Source organism: Bradyrhizobium sp. SPXBL-04, assembly GCF_051853035.1.
Classification (GTDB): Bacteria; Pseudomonadota; Alphaproteobacteria; order Rhizobiales; family Xanthobacteraceae; genus Bradyrhizobium; species Bradyrhizobium zhanjiangense.
On record NZ_CP182472.1, the window covers coordinates 6597599 to 6614308 of the forward strand.

Here is a 16710-nt window from a genome sequence, read left to right on the forward strand (position 1 = left end):
TTGGCCTGAGCCTATCCGACTTTGTCGTCGCTGGATTCACACCGTGATCAAGGCGCTGGATAATTTTTGAGGCCATGCGCTGCCCTCCTCTTCGAAATCTAAAGAATGATGACCTGTGCTGCCGCTCGTACATCGCGCGTCTCGAAGCCTTAGACCAGTTTTTTCGGCCAACCTCTGAGTGCGGGCAAGATTGGAGATGCCGGGGCCTACGCACTCCCGATTTTCAAGCAACAAAGCGTGCCGCAATCGGCAGACATTTAAATTGCAACGCCGGGTAGAGGCGCGCGCTGGATATTTAAATTTCGTATCCAATTTGTTTGGAGTTGGCCAATCCGAATACCGTCACCGGTGTCCCCCCGGAGCGGCACGATGAATTTATGATCATGCGGCCGTGACCGCTATTCTAACTTGCCATCCTGAGGTTATACAATTAAAATGCAAAAAATATAATGCATTTAAATGGTGCGGGACGGCGAGATCCCGAGCCCGCTTAATTAGGGAAGGCTGATCATGGCCATTAAAAAGAATGTCGTTTTGAGAGGCGCGGCGGCTCCGACAGAGGTGACGGTTCCAACCTTCTCCTTCAGCCCCAACGATTCGCTCGCGCAGTTGATCGTCGACGCGTGGGTCGAAGACGATTTCCGAAATTCGCTGCTGGAACGTGAGGCGGACAACACTACCGTGACGGCCGCCGCCGCGAACCGAGCCAAAGTCGCGCTCGCGGCGCGAGGTATCTATCTGAACCGCGCGGTCATCATCACGGAAGAAGAGCACGATGGTCACTACATCATGCAAGACCCCGATGAAGTCGTCTTTGTGCTGCCGAACAGAGGCCGCGTGACCCCTCGACCCGGCCAGTCTCTTCTGGAAACGGCTCGCTTGCTGATGTCTTGTACGCCCAACGGAATCTAGCGCTGTTACCGTTCGGTTCGAGGGGAGGCGCGATCCGTCTCCAGTTTGAAGCGCGTGTCCGAAGTGGCAACGGCAGACAGACGGTCCGTGCTGAGCACTGCAGGTTGGGAGGTTTCTAATGGAGCGGTTGAGGACGGAGTGGGTCAACGTCACGGGTGATATTTCGATCATTGCTCGCGACTCCGGACAGGTCTGGTTCCACACCACGGGTGGGACGAAAGGGAACGTAGATCCATTCGCGACGCCGATGACGGGCGTGGGTACGGCGGGCAGCGCGATCGGGCTGCTCGACGGCGCGATCAATCTCGGATTTGCCGCGATTGAAGAACGCCTCGCACGTCCGGACCAGACGCTCGCGGGCTATGTTGTGGCCCTGGTCGGCGCCTATCACACGTCTGTCGATACGCCTCGAAATCTGCGGCGCGCGGCCAGCCGCTTCGAGGAACTGGGCAGGCCCGAGGTCGCGGCCTACCTTGAAGAACGGGCGCGCGAGGAGTCTGGTCACGATCGCCTCGCGCTCAAGGACCTGCGTGCGCTCGGTTTGCCGGCCGAGCGACTCGTCACCAATTTCATCCCGCACGGGATCAAGCCGCTCTGCAAGCGCTTCGATGACCTTTGCTCGCAGGACTACCCGATCGGCTGCATAGGGTACTCCTACTGCCTGGAGCGCATCGCCGCGCTCAAGCAGAAGGGCGACGTCGAGAAGGTCCAGGCGCTGTGTCCGGATGGCGTCGACGCGACCCGCTTTCTCAGAAGCCATAGCTCTCTCGGAAGTGAGGCCACGCACGTCAAAGACACCATCGACTTCGTCGCGTCTCTTCCTGCGAGTGACCGTATCGCAGTCGTTCAGGAGACGTATGAATCGGCACTGATCATGGCGGAAGGCTATAATCACGAACTCCATAAATCCGAAGCCGAGATGGTCGACGAGCTTCGACAGGCGATCGGAGAAGCGCTCCCATACTGTCTCAGTTCAGGGCCTTCAAAAGACGAGGATTGCAGCGCTCGTCCCGCGGCTTGAGCGGAACAGCGCGACGTCATCGCGGTTTGCTGGGCCTGAGCGCAACCACGCACTGTTCCGGCGTCCCCGTCGTGAGATAGTATAAGGGGTCCTACGGCGGTAAGAGGAGGGCCTCTTCGATGACGAGGACAAACACCGACTTAGCCGAGTGGCTGGTCAGACACGGTCTAGGCCAGTACGCCCAAGCCTTCGCGGAAAACAACATCGAATATTCCCTCCTTCCGGATTTGACGGAAAACGATCTCAAGCAAATTGGAGTTTCTTCCTTAGGTCACCGCAAGAAGCTGCTTAGGGCGATTGAAGCATTGACCGCTTCGCGCCAGCCCGGCGGCGAGACGCCTGCGGGTTCAAGAGTCGCTGTGGCGCCGCCCTCCATTGCGCAGCATCGCGAACCTGAGTTCCGTCAGATTACCGTACTGTTCAGCGACCTTGTGGCTTCTACACAGCTCTCCGAGAAGCTTGACCCTGAGGATCTCCAAAAACTTATCGACGCGTACCGGGAGGAATGCAGCACCGCGATCGGGCGGTATGGCGGCGAGGTGGCCCGGTATTTCGGCGATGGCGTCATGGCATTTTTCGGCTGGCCCTCCGCTCATGAGGATGACGCCATTCGTGCCGTTCACGCCGCACTGGAGATCGCGTCCGGGGTCACGAAGATTTCAGGTCCGGTTACTCTGTCTTGTCGAGTAGGTGTTTGCTCTGGACCGGTTGTTGTCGGTGACATTGGAGATAGCGGCCGCTGGTCGATGGACGCGGTGGGAGAGACACCGAACATTGCGGCGCGCCTGCAGGCCCTTGCCGCTCCAGATACGGTACTCATCTCAGAGACGACGAGGCGTCTCATATCGGCCGCTTTTGATTTTCAGGACCTCGGCATCCACGAACTCAAGGGTGTGACTCACCCCCTTCATTTGTATCGCGTGCTGGCGGCGAAAAGCACGGTTAGCCGCTTCGAGGCTGCGCATACGGGCTCTCTTACTCCGCTCATTGGACGCTCAAGCGAACTGAGCCTGCTGCTCGACAGGTGGCAGAAAGTCAAGGAGCGTGATGGCCAGGTCATACTCCTTTCGGGTATTCCGGGAGTCGGGAAGTCGAGGCTGCTCCACGAGTTGAAATCGCATATTCAGCAGGAACCGCATATTCTGCTGCATCATCAATGCTCGCCCTACCACAATCAGAGCGCGTTCTTCCCCGTCATCGAGCAGATCCAACATTCGGCCCAAATAACACCGCGCGAGCCCGATGCAGACAAGCTCGCCAAGCTCAGGGCTTACCTTCCCGATAATTCCGCCGAGCCGGTCCTGCTGGTCGCCAGGCTGTTATCCATCCCAGTGCAGGATCACCTCCAATTGTCTCCCCTGACCCCGCAGCAAATAAAGAACAGAACCATAACTACGCTTGTCGATATGCTGTTGGGGTTCTCCGTCCAAGGGCCCACGCTCTGCATCTTTGAGGATGCACACTGGCTGGATCCGTCGACGGTTGAGCTGCTTGACCTGATTATCAGCCGGATCGACCACGCCCGCGTGCTGCTTATCGTGTCGTGCCGACCGGAGTTCCGCCCTGCATGGATCACTCATGCGAATATCACCGTGCACTCGCTGACTCGATTATCGCATACGGAAGTGAAGGCGATGATTGGAGGTCTGTTGAGGGGCGGGAGGATGCCTCAGCCGCTGCTGGACCAAATTATCGAAAAGGCCGATGGCGTCCCGCTATACATCGAGGAACTGACAAACAGTATGTTGAGCGCACCTGTACTCGGTCGAGGTGCGTCCGAGCGGACGGCACAAGCAGCATTGCTCAGGGTTCCGGACACGCTGAGTGACGCATTGATGGAGCGGCTCGACCGCGTTGCGCCGAGTCGCAAACTTGCAATGATTGCGGCGGTGATCGGGCGCGAGTTCTCCTATGATCTGTTGTCGGCCGTATCGCAACTCGACGAAGATAATATCCTGTCAGCACTCTCGCTGCTCGAACAGGCTGACATCATATATCGAGTCGACATTTCGCCTTCCCTCCGCTTCGCGTTCAAACACGTATTGCTGCGTGATGCGATCTACGATTCTTTGCTCAGGAGCAAAAGACAGCAGATCCACGCCGAGATCGCCATGGTCCTGGAGCATGACTTTCCGGAGCTTGCGGAAAATCAGACCGAAGTCGTGGCGTATCATCATCAGGAAGCAGGCAATCACAATTCGGCTATCCGTTATTGGTTCAAGTCCGGGCAGCGCGCGCTCGCGCACTCCGCCAACATCGAAGCGATTGCCAATTTTCGAAGTGCGCTTCAGCTTCTGAAAACGATGCCCGAAACGCCCGAGCGGACCAAACAAGAGGTCGAGGTTCAGCTGGCGCTGGGAATACCGCTTATCGCCGTCAAAGGGTATGCCTCCACGGAAACCCGCGAAGCGTTTTCCAGAGCTAGCGCCTTATGCCTGCGTCTCGGCGACATCCCTGAATATTTCCAAGCCCTGTTTGGGTTGTGGGGACACTCATGGATGGGTGGAAGGAACGATGAGGCGCTCAGCATGGCCGATGAGTTTCTGCTGCGGTCACGAGACTTGTCTAGCCCCGTGCCGGCGATGGTGGCTCATAGAGTGATGGGCAGCACGTTGTTGACAATCGGGGACTTCCAATCCTCAGCGAACCATTTCGAAGAGACGATCAGGCTTTCGATCAGCGAAGGAAGACAGCCCCTTTATCACCTTTACGTGGTGGAGCCTCAAGCGGCTTCACTGCTGCTTCAGTCCTGGGACTTGTGGTTCCTCGGCTATCCCGATCGATCCCTTTCGCGCGTGTCGGAAGCGTTGGCCCTGGCTCAGGATCTTGCTCACCCGTACACAGTGGCGTTCGCTCATTACATGACCTCTGTCGTGCACCTTCTGCGCGGGGACGCCGCTCGCGCTCTCGAGAGCGCCCAGAACAGCTTCGAAATGTCACAAGAACAGCGGTTTTCGCTGTACGTAATTCTATCGCGAATTTCGCGAGGCCGGGCCATCGGCGAGATTGGCCGAATTGAGGAGGCCCGATCCGAGATCGCACTGGGAATCGACGAGGCGCGGCGCAACGGTGTCGGTTTCATGATGCCAATGATGAATAGCTGGCTGGCCGAAATTGACGCCAAGGCCGGCGAGAATGAACGCGCACTATCGTTGGTCGAAAGGCTCCTGGCCGGCATAGGTGATGTGACGGGCAGGGCATGGGAGTCGGAATTACACCGGCAAAAAGCCCAAATTCTCCTATCGCTCGACCCATCGAAAGTCGGCGAAGCCGAGTCTCATCTTAGGAAATCCATTGAGGTGGCGCGTGGTCAAGGCGCCAAGTCCTTGGAGTTGCGCGCCGCCACAAGCCTCGCAGAACTCTGGCGGAGCCAAGGAAGGATTGATGAGGCGCGCACGCTGCTAGAACCGATCTGCGATTGGTTTGACGAAGGAGCCGAAACGGCTGACCTCAAGCGTGCGCGCGATCAATGCGCACTGCATTAATCCTGCCTCTCGCAGAAGTGACAGCCAATCGGACCCTTTCCCGTCGACCCGCCATGAGCGGACATGATGGCGCTGGTCCGCCAGGTTAGCTCGGAGCCGCCCTCCGGCGGCCAGCCGCTGACGGTTGCGGAGGTGAAGGAGAACGACGTGCTCTGCCCCTGGATGGGCATGGGAGGCGCTTTGTTCCACGAGACGCTGCCGCTGGCCACACTCGCGCGCGTGGAAGAGGACGAGAGCGACGAAGACGACGAGGATGACGACGAGGACGAAGACGACGATGAGTAGGCGAAGACCACAGCGCCTGGTCAGATCGGAGTGCTCGGCTCCGGCGCGCCCGATGTCCGCTTCACTGTCAATAGCAGCGCAATAGCGGACATCGCTGGAAGTCGCAGAAGAGCCAATAACGGACTCCGTACTGCCGCATCAAATGGCATCATCACCCTCGCCAGCACGTTGCAAGAAGGGCTCGGGAATGGTTAGGCCAACAGCCTTCGCACTCGCTGGGCGTCATGGAAGCTGGTGACAGGGAGGTCACCAGTCCTGAGCGAATTCCCCTCACCACCGGAATTGGCCAACTGCCGGCGTTAGATGGCCGCCTCGGTCTGCGCGTCGAAAACGTGAAGCCTGGAAGGCCGCATGGCAACGCGCAGCTTATCGCCCACCCTCACCCTCGCGGTCGGCTCGATGCTCGCCACCATGATGCTCTCGCCGACCTTCATATCGAGCAGGATTTCCGAGCCGAGTTGCTCGACCACCTCAATCACAGCATCGAAGCATGGGTGGCCGAGATCAACGCTACCCGCCACGGTGAGGTCCTCCGGCCGCACGCCGAGCATGACCTCGCGTCCGATATGGCCGCGCAGCCGCTGCGCGGTCTCGTCCGGTAGCTTGATGCGCAGGCCGGAGTTCTCGGCGATCAGCGATCCGTTCGCCTCGGTCACCGTAACGGCGGCGAAATTCATGGCCGGGGAGCCGATGAAGCCGGCGACAAACTTGTTGGCGGGCTGATTGTACAGCTCTAGCGGCTCCCCCACCTGCTGCACCACGCCGTCTTTCATGACCACGACCCGGTCACCCAGCGTCATGGCTTCGACTTGATCATGAGTAACGTAAATGGCTGTAGTGCCGAGTCGCAGATGCAACTTCTTCAGCTCAACGCGCATCTGCACCCGCAGCTTGGCATCGAGGTTCGACAGCGGCTCGTCGAACAGGAACACGCGAGGGTGGCGCACGATAGCACGGCCTAACGCCACGCGCTGGCGCTGGCCGCCTGAGAGCTGGCGTGGCCTGCGCTTTAGCAGTTCGCCGATGCCGAGGATGTCAGCCGCCTCCAGCACGCGCTTGTCTATCTCGGACTTTTCGAATTTGCGCATCTTCAGGCCGAACGCCATGTTGTCGTACACGCTCATGTGCGGGTACAGCGCGTAGTTCTGGAACACCATGGCGATGTCGCGGTCCATGGGCGCCAATTCATTGACCACGTTGCCGTCGATGGAAATGTCGCCGGAACTGATCGCTTCAAGCCCGGCGATCATCCTGAGCGTCGTCGTCTTGCCACAGCCGGAGGGGCCGACGAACACCACGAACTCTTTATCGCGGATCTGCAGATTGACGTCTTTGACAGCGTGCACGCTGTCAAAGAACTTGTTGATCCCCTTGAGGACGACCTGGCCCATTCACTTTCACCTGCCTCCCAACGACCTACGCGCAATCTGGATTCGCGCCTTCGAATCCCTATGATCCGTCGTGCTGTCAGCCCTTCACCGATCCGGTCAATCCTGCGACGTAGTGCTCGACGAAAAACGAATAGGCGATAGCAACCGGTATCGATCCAAGCAGGGCCCCAGCCATCAGCGGTCCCCAGTAGAATACATCGCCACGGATCAGCTCCGATGTGACACCGACCGGCACAGTCTTCTGCTCAGGCGAGGACAGGAAGACAAGCGCATAGATGAACTCGTTCCACGACAGCGTGAAAGCGAAGATGCCGGCCGAGAGGATGCCCGGGATCGCCACCGGGATGACGATGTAGAGCATAGCCTGCCAGCGCGAGGCGCCATCAATGCGCGCGCATTCCTCGAGCTCCTTGGGTACCGCCTTGAAGTAGCCCATCATGAGCCAGGTGCAGAACGGAATAAGAAAGGTCGGATAGGTCAGAATCAGTGACCAAGGCGTGTCACCCAGCCGATAGTTGCGTATGATCTCTGCCAGCGGAATGAACAGCAGCGTTTGCGGTACCAGATAAGTAATGAAGATGCCGGTGCCCAGGCTGCCGGCAAATGGAAAGTTCAGCCGCGACAGAGCATAGCCGGCGAACACGCCGCACACGAGCGAGATAGCGGTTGACGCGAGCGCGATGAACGTCGTGTTCCACAGCCACGATGCGAACAGCGTTTCCTCGAACAAGTACCTGACATGGTCCCAGGTCGGTTTCCAAGTCCAGAACGGATTGTAGTTGATCGAATTCCAAGGCCGGTAAAGCTCGCCGTCCGGCCGCACCGAAGTGATCACCATCCAGTAGAACGGGAACAGCAGGAAAAGCAGGAACAGCGCCATGGGGACGTAGAAGAACATCCACTTTCGCCACCTTGCGCCTTCGATCATGGCTCAGCGGACCTCCACGCGGCGGATGTAGAGAAGTTGGATGATGACGACCAGAAACAGGACCGGAAACATTGCGAGCGATATTGCGGCGCCCTCGCTCAAGAGGCCGGTGCCGATACCAATCTGATAGGCGTAGGTGGCAAACAGGTGCGTTGCGTTGGCTGGTCCGCCGCCCGTCATCACATAGACGATCTGGAAGTCGGCGAACGTCTGAATCACTGAGAACAGCACCACGACCATGGTCACGGGCAGCAGCAGCGGCCAGGTGATGTGCCAGAACCGCTGCCACGGCTTGGCGCCGTCGATGGCGGCGGCCTCGTTGAGTTCGGGACTGATGGTCTGCAAGCCTGCGAGCAGGCTGATGGCAAAGAACGGCACCCCGCGCCAGATGTTGACGATGATAATCGAGATCATGGCGAGGTCCGGATCGCCCAGCCAATTGATCCGACCGGTGATCAAGCCGAAATGGTAGAGGAGCCAATTGAGAACGCTGAACGTCGGGTCGAACATCCACTTCCAGGCGAAAGTCGAGAGCACGGTCGGGATAATGAAAGGCAGCAGGATGAAAGCACGGGTAAAGGCCTTGCCGCGGAAATTACGGTTGAGCAGCATGGCCAGCCACAGCCCGAGCGCCAGCTTGAAGACGGTGGTCACGCCCGTATAGAGGAAGGTGTTGTAAACGGAGGCGCGAAAGATTCCGTCATTGAAGATCTTGTAGAAGTTAGCGAGGCCAACGAAGTCGCCGGGCATACCGACGCGCGAGTTAGTGACCGACAGCAATATCCCTCGAATGAAGGGATAGGCAATGAACATGCCGAGCAGCGCGATGGTCGGCACCAGCAGCACGAATGCCAACCAGCGCTCGTCCTCGAGCAACCGCTGTCGCCGCGGAGGGGGCGCCTCGCGGAGCGTGGTGGCGGAAACCGCGCTTATCGCCATGTTCGATCCTCGTCGGCCGGAAGATTCCCTTCCCCCACGAAAATGGGAGAGGGACGGCTTAACCTCAGACGTAGACCTTCTTGAGCTCAGCCTCTGCCCACTTCACGGCATCCTCGGCGGGCATGCCTTGGACGGCCTTTGCGTACATATCAATGATGATGTACTTGGTAACGACCTCGGCTGCCTTGCGCGTAGAGGGGCCTTGGTAGCCAGCGAAGCGCCCTGTGCGCGCCGCTTGCTTGTAGGGCAGCATGATCGGATCGTCGCCCCACAGCTTGTGCTTTTCCCAATCCGTGGTCGGGCCGACCGAGAAGCCCTTCTGGGAGACGAACCACTTGTCGTAGACGTCCTTGGAGTGAATCCAGCCAAGGAATTTCTTCGCCGCATCCTGGTTCTTCGAATACCCCATCAGGAGGTTCGAGAACGGGACGTGATAGCTGAACTGCCCGCCGGGGCCCTTGGGCAGCGCGGCGTGCAGGATGTCGTCCTTCAATTGCCCGCCTGCCTCCGTCTTGTAGGTATCCGGCTTACGCAGAGCCTCGATGTAGATCGAGGCGCCATTGAGCGTGGCGCTGCACGTCCCGGACAGAAAAGCGCGGTTGTTGTTGGAATCGTCCCAGGCGAGCCCGCCTTCATCGTGGGCGTCCTTCCAGAAGGCCACCATGAACTTTACCGACTCGACTGTCGCTGGGCTATTCAGCACAACGGTCTTGCCGTCTGCTTCGACCTCTTTGCCGCCCCAGGACCACAGATAGGGGTAAGCGAAGGCGGGCGCATCGCCGAACGTGTGACCCAGCGTTTGGCCGATCGGCCGTCCCTTTGCCTTCAGCTTCTTGCCGGCCTCGCGATACTCTTCCCAAGTCTGGGGAAATTTTCCATCCGTGTAGCCGATCTCGGCAAACCAGGACTTTCGGTATGCGATCTGCAGGCCGACGATGCACCACGGCACTGCGATCCATTTTTTTCCGTCATTGGCGACCGCGCGGGATGTTTCGTAGAAGCCGCCCTGGCTCTTGCCGAGTGCCTCAGCGAGGTCGCTGACATCCGCGACGCTCTCGCCGTAAAGTTGCCCCCAATTGTTGAGGACACAGACGACGTCCGGGCCTGACCCCGACTGGATAGCCGAGGTGACGCGGGCCTGGATATCGTTGGCGTTGATGGTCTCGATATTGAGCTTTATGCCGAGCGCCTTCTCGCCCTCCTTGGCGATCTCGTTGCGCAGAAGCTGATCTGACGCCGGAACGAAGTCGGTCCAGCGCAGCCAGTGCACCGTGGTGGCTTGCGCATAGGCGGGCGCCCTGCCGGTCGCCAAGATGCCGGCCATGCCGCCCACAACCGCGGCACCGCCCTTGAGGACGTTACGTCGGGTTACCGTCGTCATGCATCCCTCCCTCTGTGTGTCTGAGCTGATGCCCTTCGGCCGGTCTTACGCCGGCTTGGACTCCCTTTCAGCCTATCGCGCCTCCGTGGCTCAACGCATGCCCACGCCGTCGCCTGCGCAATACGTTGGCTCGATGATCTTTTGTAGGTGTTCCACTTGCAGCGCCGTGGTGGCGAGTTCGCCGCGAAACATGGTGAATTCTTCGCAGAGCAGCGGCGCGACCACGTCGTTCCCAATCGTAGCGGCGATACGCCCGGCGGCCCGGATCGTGTCGGCGCTGCAGCATGAACCGCACCGTCATAACGGTCCCTCCCGCGCAGCGACGGTATTGCCGTGGCCAAGCGGGTTTTCCCCGTCTTATATGAAGTTCAGTACCGGAAGCTGGCGTGACGTCATTGTCGCCCGTCGCAGCAGGAAATCAAGTGCTAGCTTTGGTCCTTCACCAAGAGCAAGCCGACGGCAAAGAGCCTGCTGGCGCACCTGTCGCAGCCGAAGGCAATCGAAAGGATGGTGGCCGCGAGCGGAGGCCACGACCTTCGGGCCTTCGACAACCTGACGACGCTCAAGACCTGGGCCGACCAAGGACCGCCGAAGGGCACGCTCTACCACTACCCGAATCCCTACGACCACCAGATCCTATCGATTGCCGCGCAGCCAACACCGCTCAAGATCGCAGTGCAGATCTATTCCTGGGGCCTCATGACCCAGATGACAGTCCGCCACATGCAGGGCGAGCCGCTAGAGAAGACGCTCGCCTGGGCTGAGGGCGAGGTTGAAGACTACTTGCGCATGTGAAGTCGCGGGTCACGTCGTTGTCCAACGAGCAGACGTTCGATTGGGGCGGGTTCTCGGCATGTCCGGTCTGGCCTCAACTGCTGACATGCCGAGCGCGACCGTGATCTTCGTCTTAGCGGCCCTTCGGCGACATCAGCAGCACGTCTTCGAAATGTTTGTTCACCCAACCGAAGCAGGCATCGGTCAGTGCGGCTGACATTTCAAGACAACAACTGGAATGGTCCCGCGGCCACGTCGTCAAAAATATTGGCGACGGGTTCTTGGCGGAGTTTCCGATCGCGGTTGAAGCAGTACGGGCTGCGGTGCAATTCCAGACCCGCATTCATGAACTTACAGTCGGAGACGCTGAAGACAGGCGCCTTGCTTTCCGCGTCGGCGTCAATATCGGCGACGTAATCGTCGAGCCGCACGACATCTTTGGCGATGGCGTCAACCGAGAGGTCGGGCTTGTCTGAACTGGAAAGTGCTCGGCGTGAACCTCCTGGCCACGGCGCGCGCCTTGCCCTCGCATGTTTCCAACGCAATCTTCTGGGCAAGCATGACATCTCCGATCGGCAGCGCGCCGATCGGCATGAAGCACAGCCCCTCCCGCACGCGGCCTCTTTCGTCAATCTCGCACACGTTCACCGACGTCCCGGCGTGGATCCGGTACCGCTTCCCACTTTCGCTTCCGACAACCTCGAAGTAGCCCCTCCTTGCGAACTGCTCCCACTGCGCGGGCGATAGCCAACGCCGCAAGAGCAGCAGCGACCGCCCCTCTGGTGTGCGCTCGGCGCCGTGCCTGATGAAGAGCATTCGCGCCGCTCTCGTGCGGGAGCGGACGCCCGACGCGGACGGCCGAAAGCCGAACATGAGCGGCTAGCCGCCGATCAATCTGGGGAAAAAGAGGGTTTCATCCGCACTGGGGTCGAACGATCGGATCTGCGAGATCTGACCGGGACCCGTCCGGACCGCGGCGGTGAAGCCGGCATTCGTCAGTTCATAGAACCGCTGCTCCGCCTTCGCCACTTCCTGCAGGTCGCGGGGGTTGAAAGGGTGATGGCTGTCGCCGGTGCGGTCCATCACGATCTGAATCGCCATGATCGTCCTCCTCGGATTGATAATGGCCCAAGGGATCCTATCCAGTATCCGACCAACGTGACGAACTTTCAAGACAAGACCACTTCAATCCGAAGAGCGATCTGCTGCTGACCGCAGAAGACAACCGAGTTCTGGAAACGTGCCGCCATCGACGCGGTCAGCGCGAATGCTGTCGTCGGCCCGCCATCGGACCGCGACGGCCGGCTTCCTTCCGGCTGAAGCTGATAAGACAGGTCGAAGAGTATCCCGCAGGGCCCGCGCGCGGCTCGTTCAGCCCTTTGAACGCATGCGGATCATGAATGTTTCATATGAATACTCCGCGATCTGCCACCAGAGATTCTCGTCGTTTCGAAAGTCCACTTGCGAATCGTAGATCTTCTTGAAATCAGGGTTGGACGCGGAGGTTTCCGCATTGACCTCGTTCGAAGCCTTTAGGCACGCTTCCATCACCGCCTGGCTGAATGGACGCAGAAGTGTCCCGTTGGCGACGAGCCGTTTGATGGCCGCCGGATTGCGAGCATCATAGCGCGCCTGAACGTCCATGTTGGCATAGCCGCAGGCCAGAGCGAGGAGCGACTTGTAAGCCTTTGGCAGGGCGTTCCACTTGTCCAGGTTGATGAAGAAATGCAGCGCCGTGCCACCTTCCCACCAGCCCGGATAATAGTAGTACCTCGCGACCTTGTAGAAGCCGAGCTTCTCGTCGTCATAGGGACCGACCCATTCGGTTGCGTCGATCGTGCCTTTTTCCAATGCGGGATAAATGTCGCCGCCTGCGATCTGCTGCGGAACCACGCCGAGCTTTGAAAGGGTCTTGCCCGCCCAACCGCCGATCCGCATCTTCAATCCGCTGAGATCTTCGACGCTGTTGATCTCCTTGCGGAACCAGCCGCCCATCTGAGTGCCGGTATTGCCGCCCGCAATACCGTATATGTTGTACTTCTTGCCGAACTCGTTGAGCATGTCCTGACCGCCGTGATCCTGAAACCATGCATTCTGCTGGCGCGAGTTCAGGCCGAACGGTACCGAGCAATAGAGTGCGAAGGTCGGATCCTTGCCGATGAAATAATAGGCGGCGGTGTGGCACATTTCGACCGTTGCATTGCTTACTGCATCGACAGCCTGCAAGGCAGGCACGATCTCGCCGCCTGCGAAGGGCTGAATTTGAAACTTGTTGTCGGTAGCTTCCGCAACATATTTCGCGATCGTCTCTGATGCACCGAAAGGCACATCCAGCGACTTCGGCCAACTCGTGGTGCAGCGCCACTTTAGTTCAGGCATCGACTGGGCGATGGCTGGCGCAACAACGGCGGCAGACGCGGCGAGGCCGGCGCCTGCCGTACTTAGAAATTGACGACGTTTCATGGCGTTTCCCCTGTGGATGATTGCACATTGAATAGAACCGCCGGCCCGCGACGATTTCGACGGCAGTGCTCCTCCGGGGATCAAGTTTTCATGCGGGCCTTTCTTGGATGAACCCGGCAGATATCAATTATATCAGACATAGGGATGCGCAGGAGATGCGGACAGCCACCACCTGCAAGTCGAATAGGACCGGATGGATTGGGAAGCGGCCACGCTGCATTGCGGCAATCTTGCGCCGACGAACCCCGCCCGCCTGAACCACTGACGGCGCGAAGCGACGCAATAAATGACATCACTTCGGCTTGCGTCGTCAGGCGAGATGGCGAGCGAAGGTCCAGGACCGCTTCGGGTCAAAACCGGCGGTCTGGACCGGTGCAAGCCGCTTCCTGTCTACTCGACGGCCGCCGCTTGGACGCGCATCGAGCTAGGCAGCATCGGGCCAATAAGCGAAGTCGGTGTAGAGCTCGATGACCGAAATCAAATTGCCTCTGATGCCCGAGTGAAGAGATTGGGCCGCCAGCTAACAGCCTATTCGTTGGGGAGTTGAAGGCGCCTTTGACCTGCCGTCGCTGGATTGTCGGGTGCCGGTGACTCCAGGTCGAAGAGGGAGTAGCTTCGCGAGGAGGAAGCCCCAATGCCGGCGGAACAAGGCCGGATCGAGATGCATCCAGGGGATAGCCCCATGGGATAGTGTTCAAAGGTACGCTGGGTGGTGGCGACCGCGAACAGACGGTGCGGGTTCAAAACCGTCTGCTGGGCGGTCTTGCGCCGGCGTCCTTTGAGCAGCTTCGTCCCTTCCTGCAGCCCGTTGCGCTCAAGCGCCGGGCAATTCTTCAGGACTACCACCATCCCATCGAGCATATCTACTTCATCGAACGCGGCGTCGCCTCGCTGCTGGTGCGAACGCAGCGTGATGGTCCAGTCGGAATCGCCATGGTTGGACGGCTCGGTTTTGTCGGAGTGGCGGCGGCGCTCGGTATGCAGCGCTCACCCAATCGCTGCCTAATGTCGGTCCCCGGTTATGCATTGCGCATCGCGGTGCCGGACCTAAGCAGGGCCGCGCACAGATCCCCGGACATCCAGCAGCAGCTGTTCAGCTATATCCACGCGCTGTTGGTCCAGAATGCCCAGACAACGCTTTGCAGCGCCCGCCACAGCCTGGAGGAACGGCTGAGCCGCTGGCTGCTGCTCGCAGCCGACCGTCTGGACGACCGGATCATCCCCGTGACGCACGATATGCTGTCGGTCATCCTCGGCGTGCGACGCGCCAGCATCACGACAACGCTTGCGGAACTGGAACAGTCCGGCGGGCTCATCAGGCAGCGAGGTGGCATCGACGTGTGCGATCACGCGGCCCTCGAGCTTAGAACATGCGAATGCTATCAGATCATAGCGTCGGAATACCGGTACCTAAATCGCAGCGGCCTGCACGAGCACCGCATTTCCGCGGACGCCGACCTTATGCGCGCCTGCCTTTGCTGCGTCTGACGCAGCCATCCAAACAGCTTGCTTCCGGCCAGCGCCGCGCGACTTCGTCCGCTGTCAATCTTTGTACGGCAGCGTACCGACTGACCGGCTTTAGTAGAAAGGCCGGTCCGGGCCTCAAAGCTATAGTGACGCCAGCGATAACAAGATCCAGGGCGGAGCTAGACTGATCCCTCATCTGGATGAGCCTTTCTCCAACTGGCGATATCCGCAGGAGGAGTCCAGATGAGCACGGGCAATTTTTTGCGCGTCACGCGACGTCGTTTCCTGACACAAACTGGTCTTATCCTCGCCGCCGCTTCGGTGCCGTCCCTTGCTGCCCCATTCGTTTCCCGTGCGCTTGCCGACACCAAATCCGTCTCCATCGTACAGTGGAGCCATTTCGTTCCGGAATACGACAAATGGTTCGATCAGTTCGCAAAGGATTGGGGCACGAAAAATAACCTCGACGTCACCGTCGACCACATCCCGGTCGCCAACGTCGCCGCGCGCGCGGCCGCCGAAGCCTCCGCTCAGTCAGGTCACGATCTGTTCGGATGGAACGGCGCAGGCGGGGCGCACCTCTACCGCAAATTCCTCGTCGACGTGACAAGCCTCGTCGAGGCAACCGAGAAGAAGTACGGCAAGGTCAGCAGGATCGGCCGCCAGATCGGATACAACCAGGACGATAAGACTTGGTCAGCTTTCCCCGATTTTTACATCAACTTCCCCGCCATGTACCGCAAGAGCATGTGGGACGAGATCGGGATGCAGCCGGACACGTGGGACAACGTGCGTATCGGCGGCGCCAAGCTGAAAGCCAAGGGCCATCCGGTCGGCATTTCGCTCGGACACAGCAACGACCCGAACACGACCTGGCGCGGCCTGCTGTGGAGCTTTGGCGGTGCACTTCAGGACACCGAAGGCAAGAACGTCGTGCTCAACAGCAAGGAGACGATCGAAGCCGTCAAGTTCGTCACCGCGCTGTACAAGGAGGCGATGACGTCCGAAGTGCTGTCGTGGGACGACTCCAGCAACAATCGCTATCTCGTTTCGGGCATCGGCTCGCTGATCGTCAATCCGATCTCCGCCTATCGCACGTTCCAGAAGGCAAACAAGAAGGGCGCCGACGACACCTTCGTGATGGCTCCGCCAAAGGGGCCGGTACGCCAGATCATGGGCGGCGCTTCCGAATTCTACGGCATCTGGAAGTTCGCCAAGAACAAGGAAGGCGCAATCGAGTTCCTCAAATACTACGCCGATCATTGGCCGGAGGCGTTCAAGGCGAGCGAAGGCTACAATAACCCCTGCTTCGCCAATCTGGTGCCGAAGCCGATGCCGATCCTCTCGAACGATCCGACTTCGACGCCATCAGACAAATTAGCGGTGCTACAGGAGTCCGAGCAGTGGTCGGCCTCCCCGGGATATCCCGGGCCGTCCTGGCCCGCCGTCGACGAGGTCTATAACGACTTCGTTATCTGCGACATGATGGCAAAGGCGGCGAGCGGTCAGATGTCCGCCGAGGACTCGGTCAAATGGGCGCACCAACAGTCTGATGCCATTTTCAAGAAGTGGCACGAGAAAGCTTGAAGCCGTGTCCGGACGCAGCCCTCCTTTGCGCGCTCCGGCAGCCGGCCACGTTGCAGCTCATTGGCAAACACGATTGG

14 protein-coding genes and 2 pseudogenes are annotated in these 16710 nt (G+C 59.4%); 8 read left to right on the top strand and 8 right to left on the bottom strand.

Annotated elements, in window-relative coordinates:
• Nucleotides 1-510: 510 nt before the first annotated feature.
• The 4 genes from ACNJX8_RS31735 to ACNJX8_RS31750 all read left to right on the top strand — a co-directional run bounded on the left by ACNJX8_RS31735 (nucleotide 511) and on the right by ACNJX8_RS31750 (nucleotide 5703).
• Nucleotides 511-912 carry a hypothetical protein gene (locus ACNJX8_RS31735; protein ID WP_128935595.1) on the top strand — a complete coding sequence of 134 codons (402 nt, stop codon included), beginning with the start codon at nucleotides 511-513 and terminating at the stop codon, nucleotides 910-912.
• A gap of 118 nt (nucleotides 913-1030) precedes the next feature.
• On the top strand, nucleotides 1031-1933 hold the full coding sequence (locus ACNJX8_RS31740) for a hypothetical protein (RefSeq protein WP_439358019.1): 903 nt from the start codon (nucleotides 1031-1033) through the stop codon (nucleotides 1931-1933).
• 119 nt (nucleotides 1934-2052) lie between these two features.
• The gene (locus tag ACNJX8_RS31745) at nucleotides 2053-5418 is read left to right on the top strand and encodes an adenylate/guanylate cyclase domain-containing protein (RefSeq protein WP_439358020.1); all 3366 of its coding nucleotides are present in this window, start codon (nucleotides 2053-2055) and stop codon (nucleotides 5416-5418) included.
• Between the two features lie 66 nt (nucleotides 5419-5484).
• Nucleotides 5485-5703 (top strand): DUF2158 domain-containing protein, encoded by a 219-nt coding sequence (locus ACNJX8_RS31750; protein WP_439362003.1) that lies wholly within the window; start codon nucleotides 5485-5487, stop codon nucleotides 5701-5703.
• A 299-nt stretch (nucleotides 5704-6002) separates the two neighbouring features.
• Here ACNJX8_RS31750 and ACNJX8_RS31755 read toward each other — a convergent pair whose 3' ends face one another.
• The 5 genes from ACNJX8_RS31755 to ACNJX8_RS31775 form a co-directional block, all read right to left on the bottom strand.
• Nucleotides 6003-7094 (bottom strand): ABC transporter ATP-binding protein, encoded by a 1092-nt coding sequence (locus tag ACNJX8_RS31755; protein ID WP_128935598.1) that lies wholly within the window; start codon nucleotides 7092-7094, stop codon nucleotides 6003-6005.
• 76 nt (nucleotides 7095-7170) lie between these two features.
• Complete coding sequence (locus ACNJX8_RS31760) at nucleotides 7171-8022, bottom strand: carbohydrate ABC transporter permease (protein ID WP_091894290.1); 852 nt, start codon at nucleotides 8020-8022, stop codon at nucleotides 7171-7173.
• A 3-nt stretch (nucleotides 8023-8025) separates the two neighbouring features.
• Nucleotides 8026-8961 carry a carbohydrate ABC transporter permease gene (locus tag ACNJX8_RS31765; RefSeq protein ID WP_439358021.1) on the bottom strand — a complete coding sequence of 312 codons (936 nt, stop codon included), beginning with the start codon at nucleotides 8959-8961 and terminating at the stop codon, nucleotides 8026-8028.
• 64 nt (nucleotides 8962-9025) lie between these two features.
• A complete protein-coding gene (locus ACNJX8_RS31770) occupies nucleotides 9026-10342 on the bottom strand; it encodes an ABC transporter substrate-binding protein (RefSeq protein ID WP_128935600.1) in 1317 nt (438 codons plus the stop codon).
• Nucleotides 10343-10432: 90 nt separating this feature from the next.
• Nucleotides 10433-10567 (bottom strand): hypothetical protein, encoded by a 135-nt coding sequence (locus ACNJX8_RS31775; protein WP_439358022.1) that lies wholly within the window; start codon nucleotides 10565-10567, stop codon nucleotides 10433-10435.
• Between the two features lie 204 nt (nucleotides 10568-10771).
• Here ACNJX8_RS31775 and ACNJX8_RS31780 point away from each other — a divergent pair.
• Together ACNJX8_RS31780 and ACNJX8_RS31785 are read left to right on the top strand one after the other, a co-directional pair.
• Nucleotides 10772-11137: pseudogene (locus tag ACNJX8_RS31780) on the top strand (ABC transporter substrate-binding protein); the annotation flags it as partial.
• Nucleotides 11138-11364: 227 nt separating this feature from the next.
• Nucleotides 11365-11571 (top strand): annotated as a pseudogene (locus tag ACNJX8_RS31785) (adenylate/guanylate cyclase domain-containing protein); the annotation flags it as partial.
• On the opposite strand, the gene ACNJX8_RS31790 reads toward ACNJX8_RS31785, so the two are convergent.
• The 3 genes from ACNJX8_RS31790 to ACNJX8_RS31800 all read right to left on the bottom strand — a co-directional run bounded on the left by ACNJX8_RS31790 (nucleotide 11567) and on the right by ACNJX8_RS31800 (nucleotide 13579).
• Complete coding sequence (locus ACNJX8_RS31790) at nucleotides 11567-11989, bottom strand: hypothetical protein (protein ID WP_128935601.1); 423 nt, start codon at nucleotides 11987-11989, stop codon at nucleotides 11567-11569. The pseudogene ACNJX8_RS31785 and the gene ACNJX8_RS31790 sit on opposite strands and share 5 nt — an antisense overlap.
• Before the next feature lie 6 nt (nucleotides 11990-11995).
• Complete coding sequence (locus ACNJX8_RS31795) at nucleotides 11996-12217, bottom strand: hypothetical protein (protein ID WP_128935602.1); 222 nt, start codon at nucleotides 12215-12217, stop codon at nucleotides 11996-11998.
• 270 nt (nucleotides 12218-12487) lie between these two features.
• Complete coding sequence (locus ACNJX8_RS31800; RefSeq protein WP_128938342.1) at nucleotides 12488-13579, bottom strand: TRAP transporter substrate-binding protein; 1092 nt, start codon at nucleotides 13577-13579, stop codon at nucleotides 12488-12490.
• Between the two features lie 690 nt (nucleotides 13580-14269).
• Here ACNJX8_RS31800 and ACNJX8_RS31805 point away from each other — a divergent pair.
• Together ACNJX8_RS31805 and ACNJX8_RS31810 are read left to right on the top strand one after the other, a co-directional pair.
• Nucleotides 14270-15067, top strand: coding sequence for a Crp/Fnr family transcriptional regulator (locus ACNJX8_RS31805; protein WP_249760239.1), 798 nt, complete (start codon nucleotides 14270-14272; stop codon nucleotides 15065-15067).
• A gap of 222 nt (nucleotides 15068-15289) precedes the next feature.
• A complete protein-coding gene (locus tag ACNJX8_RS31810) occupies nucleotides 15290-16633 on the top strand; it encodes an ABC transporter substrate-binding protein (protein ID WP_439358023.1) in 1344 nt (447 codons plus the stop codon).
• Nucleotides 16634-16710 lie beyond the last annotated feature (77 nt).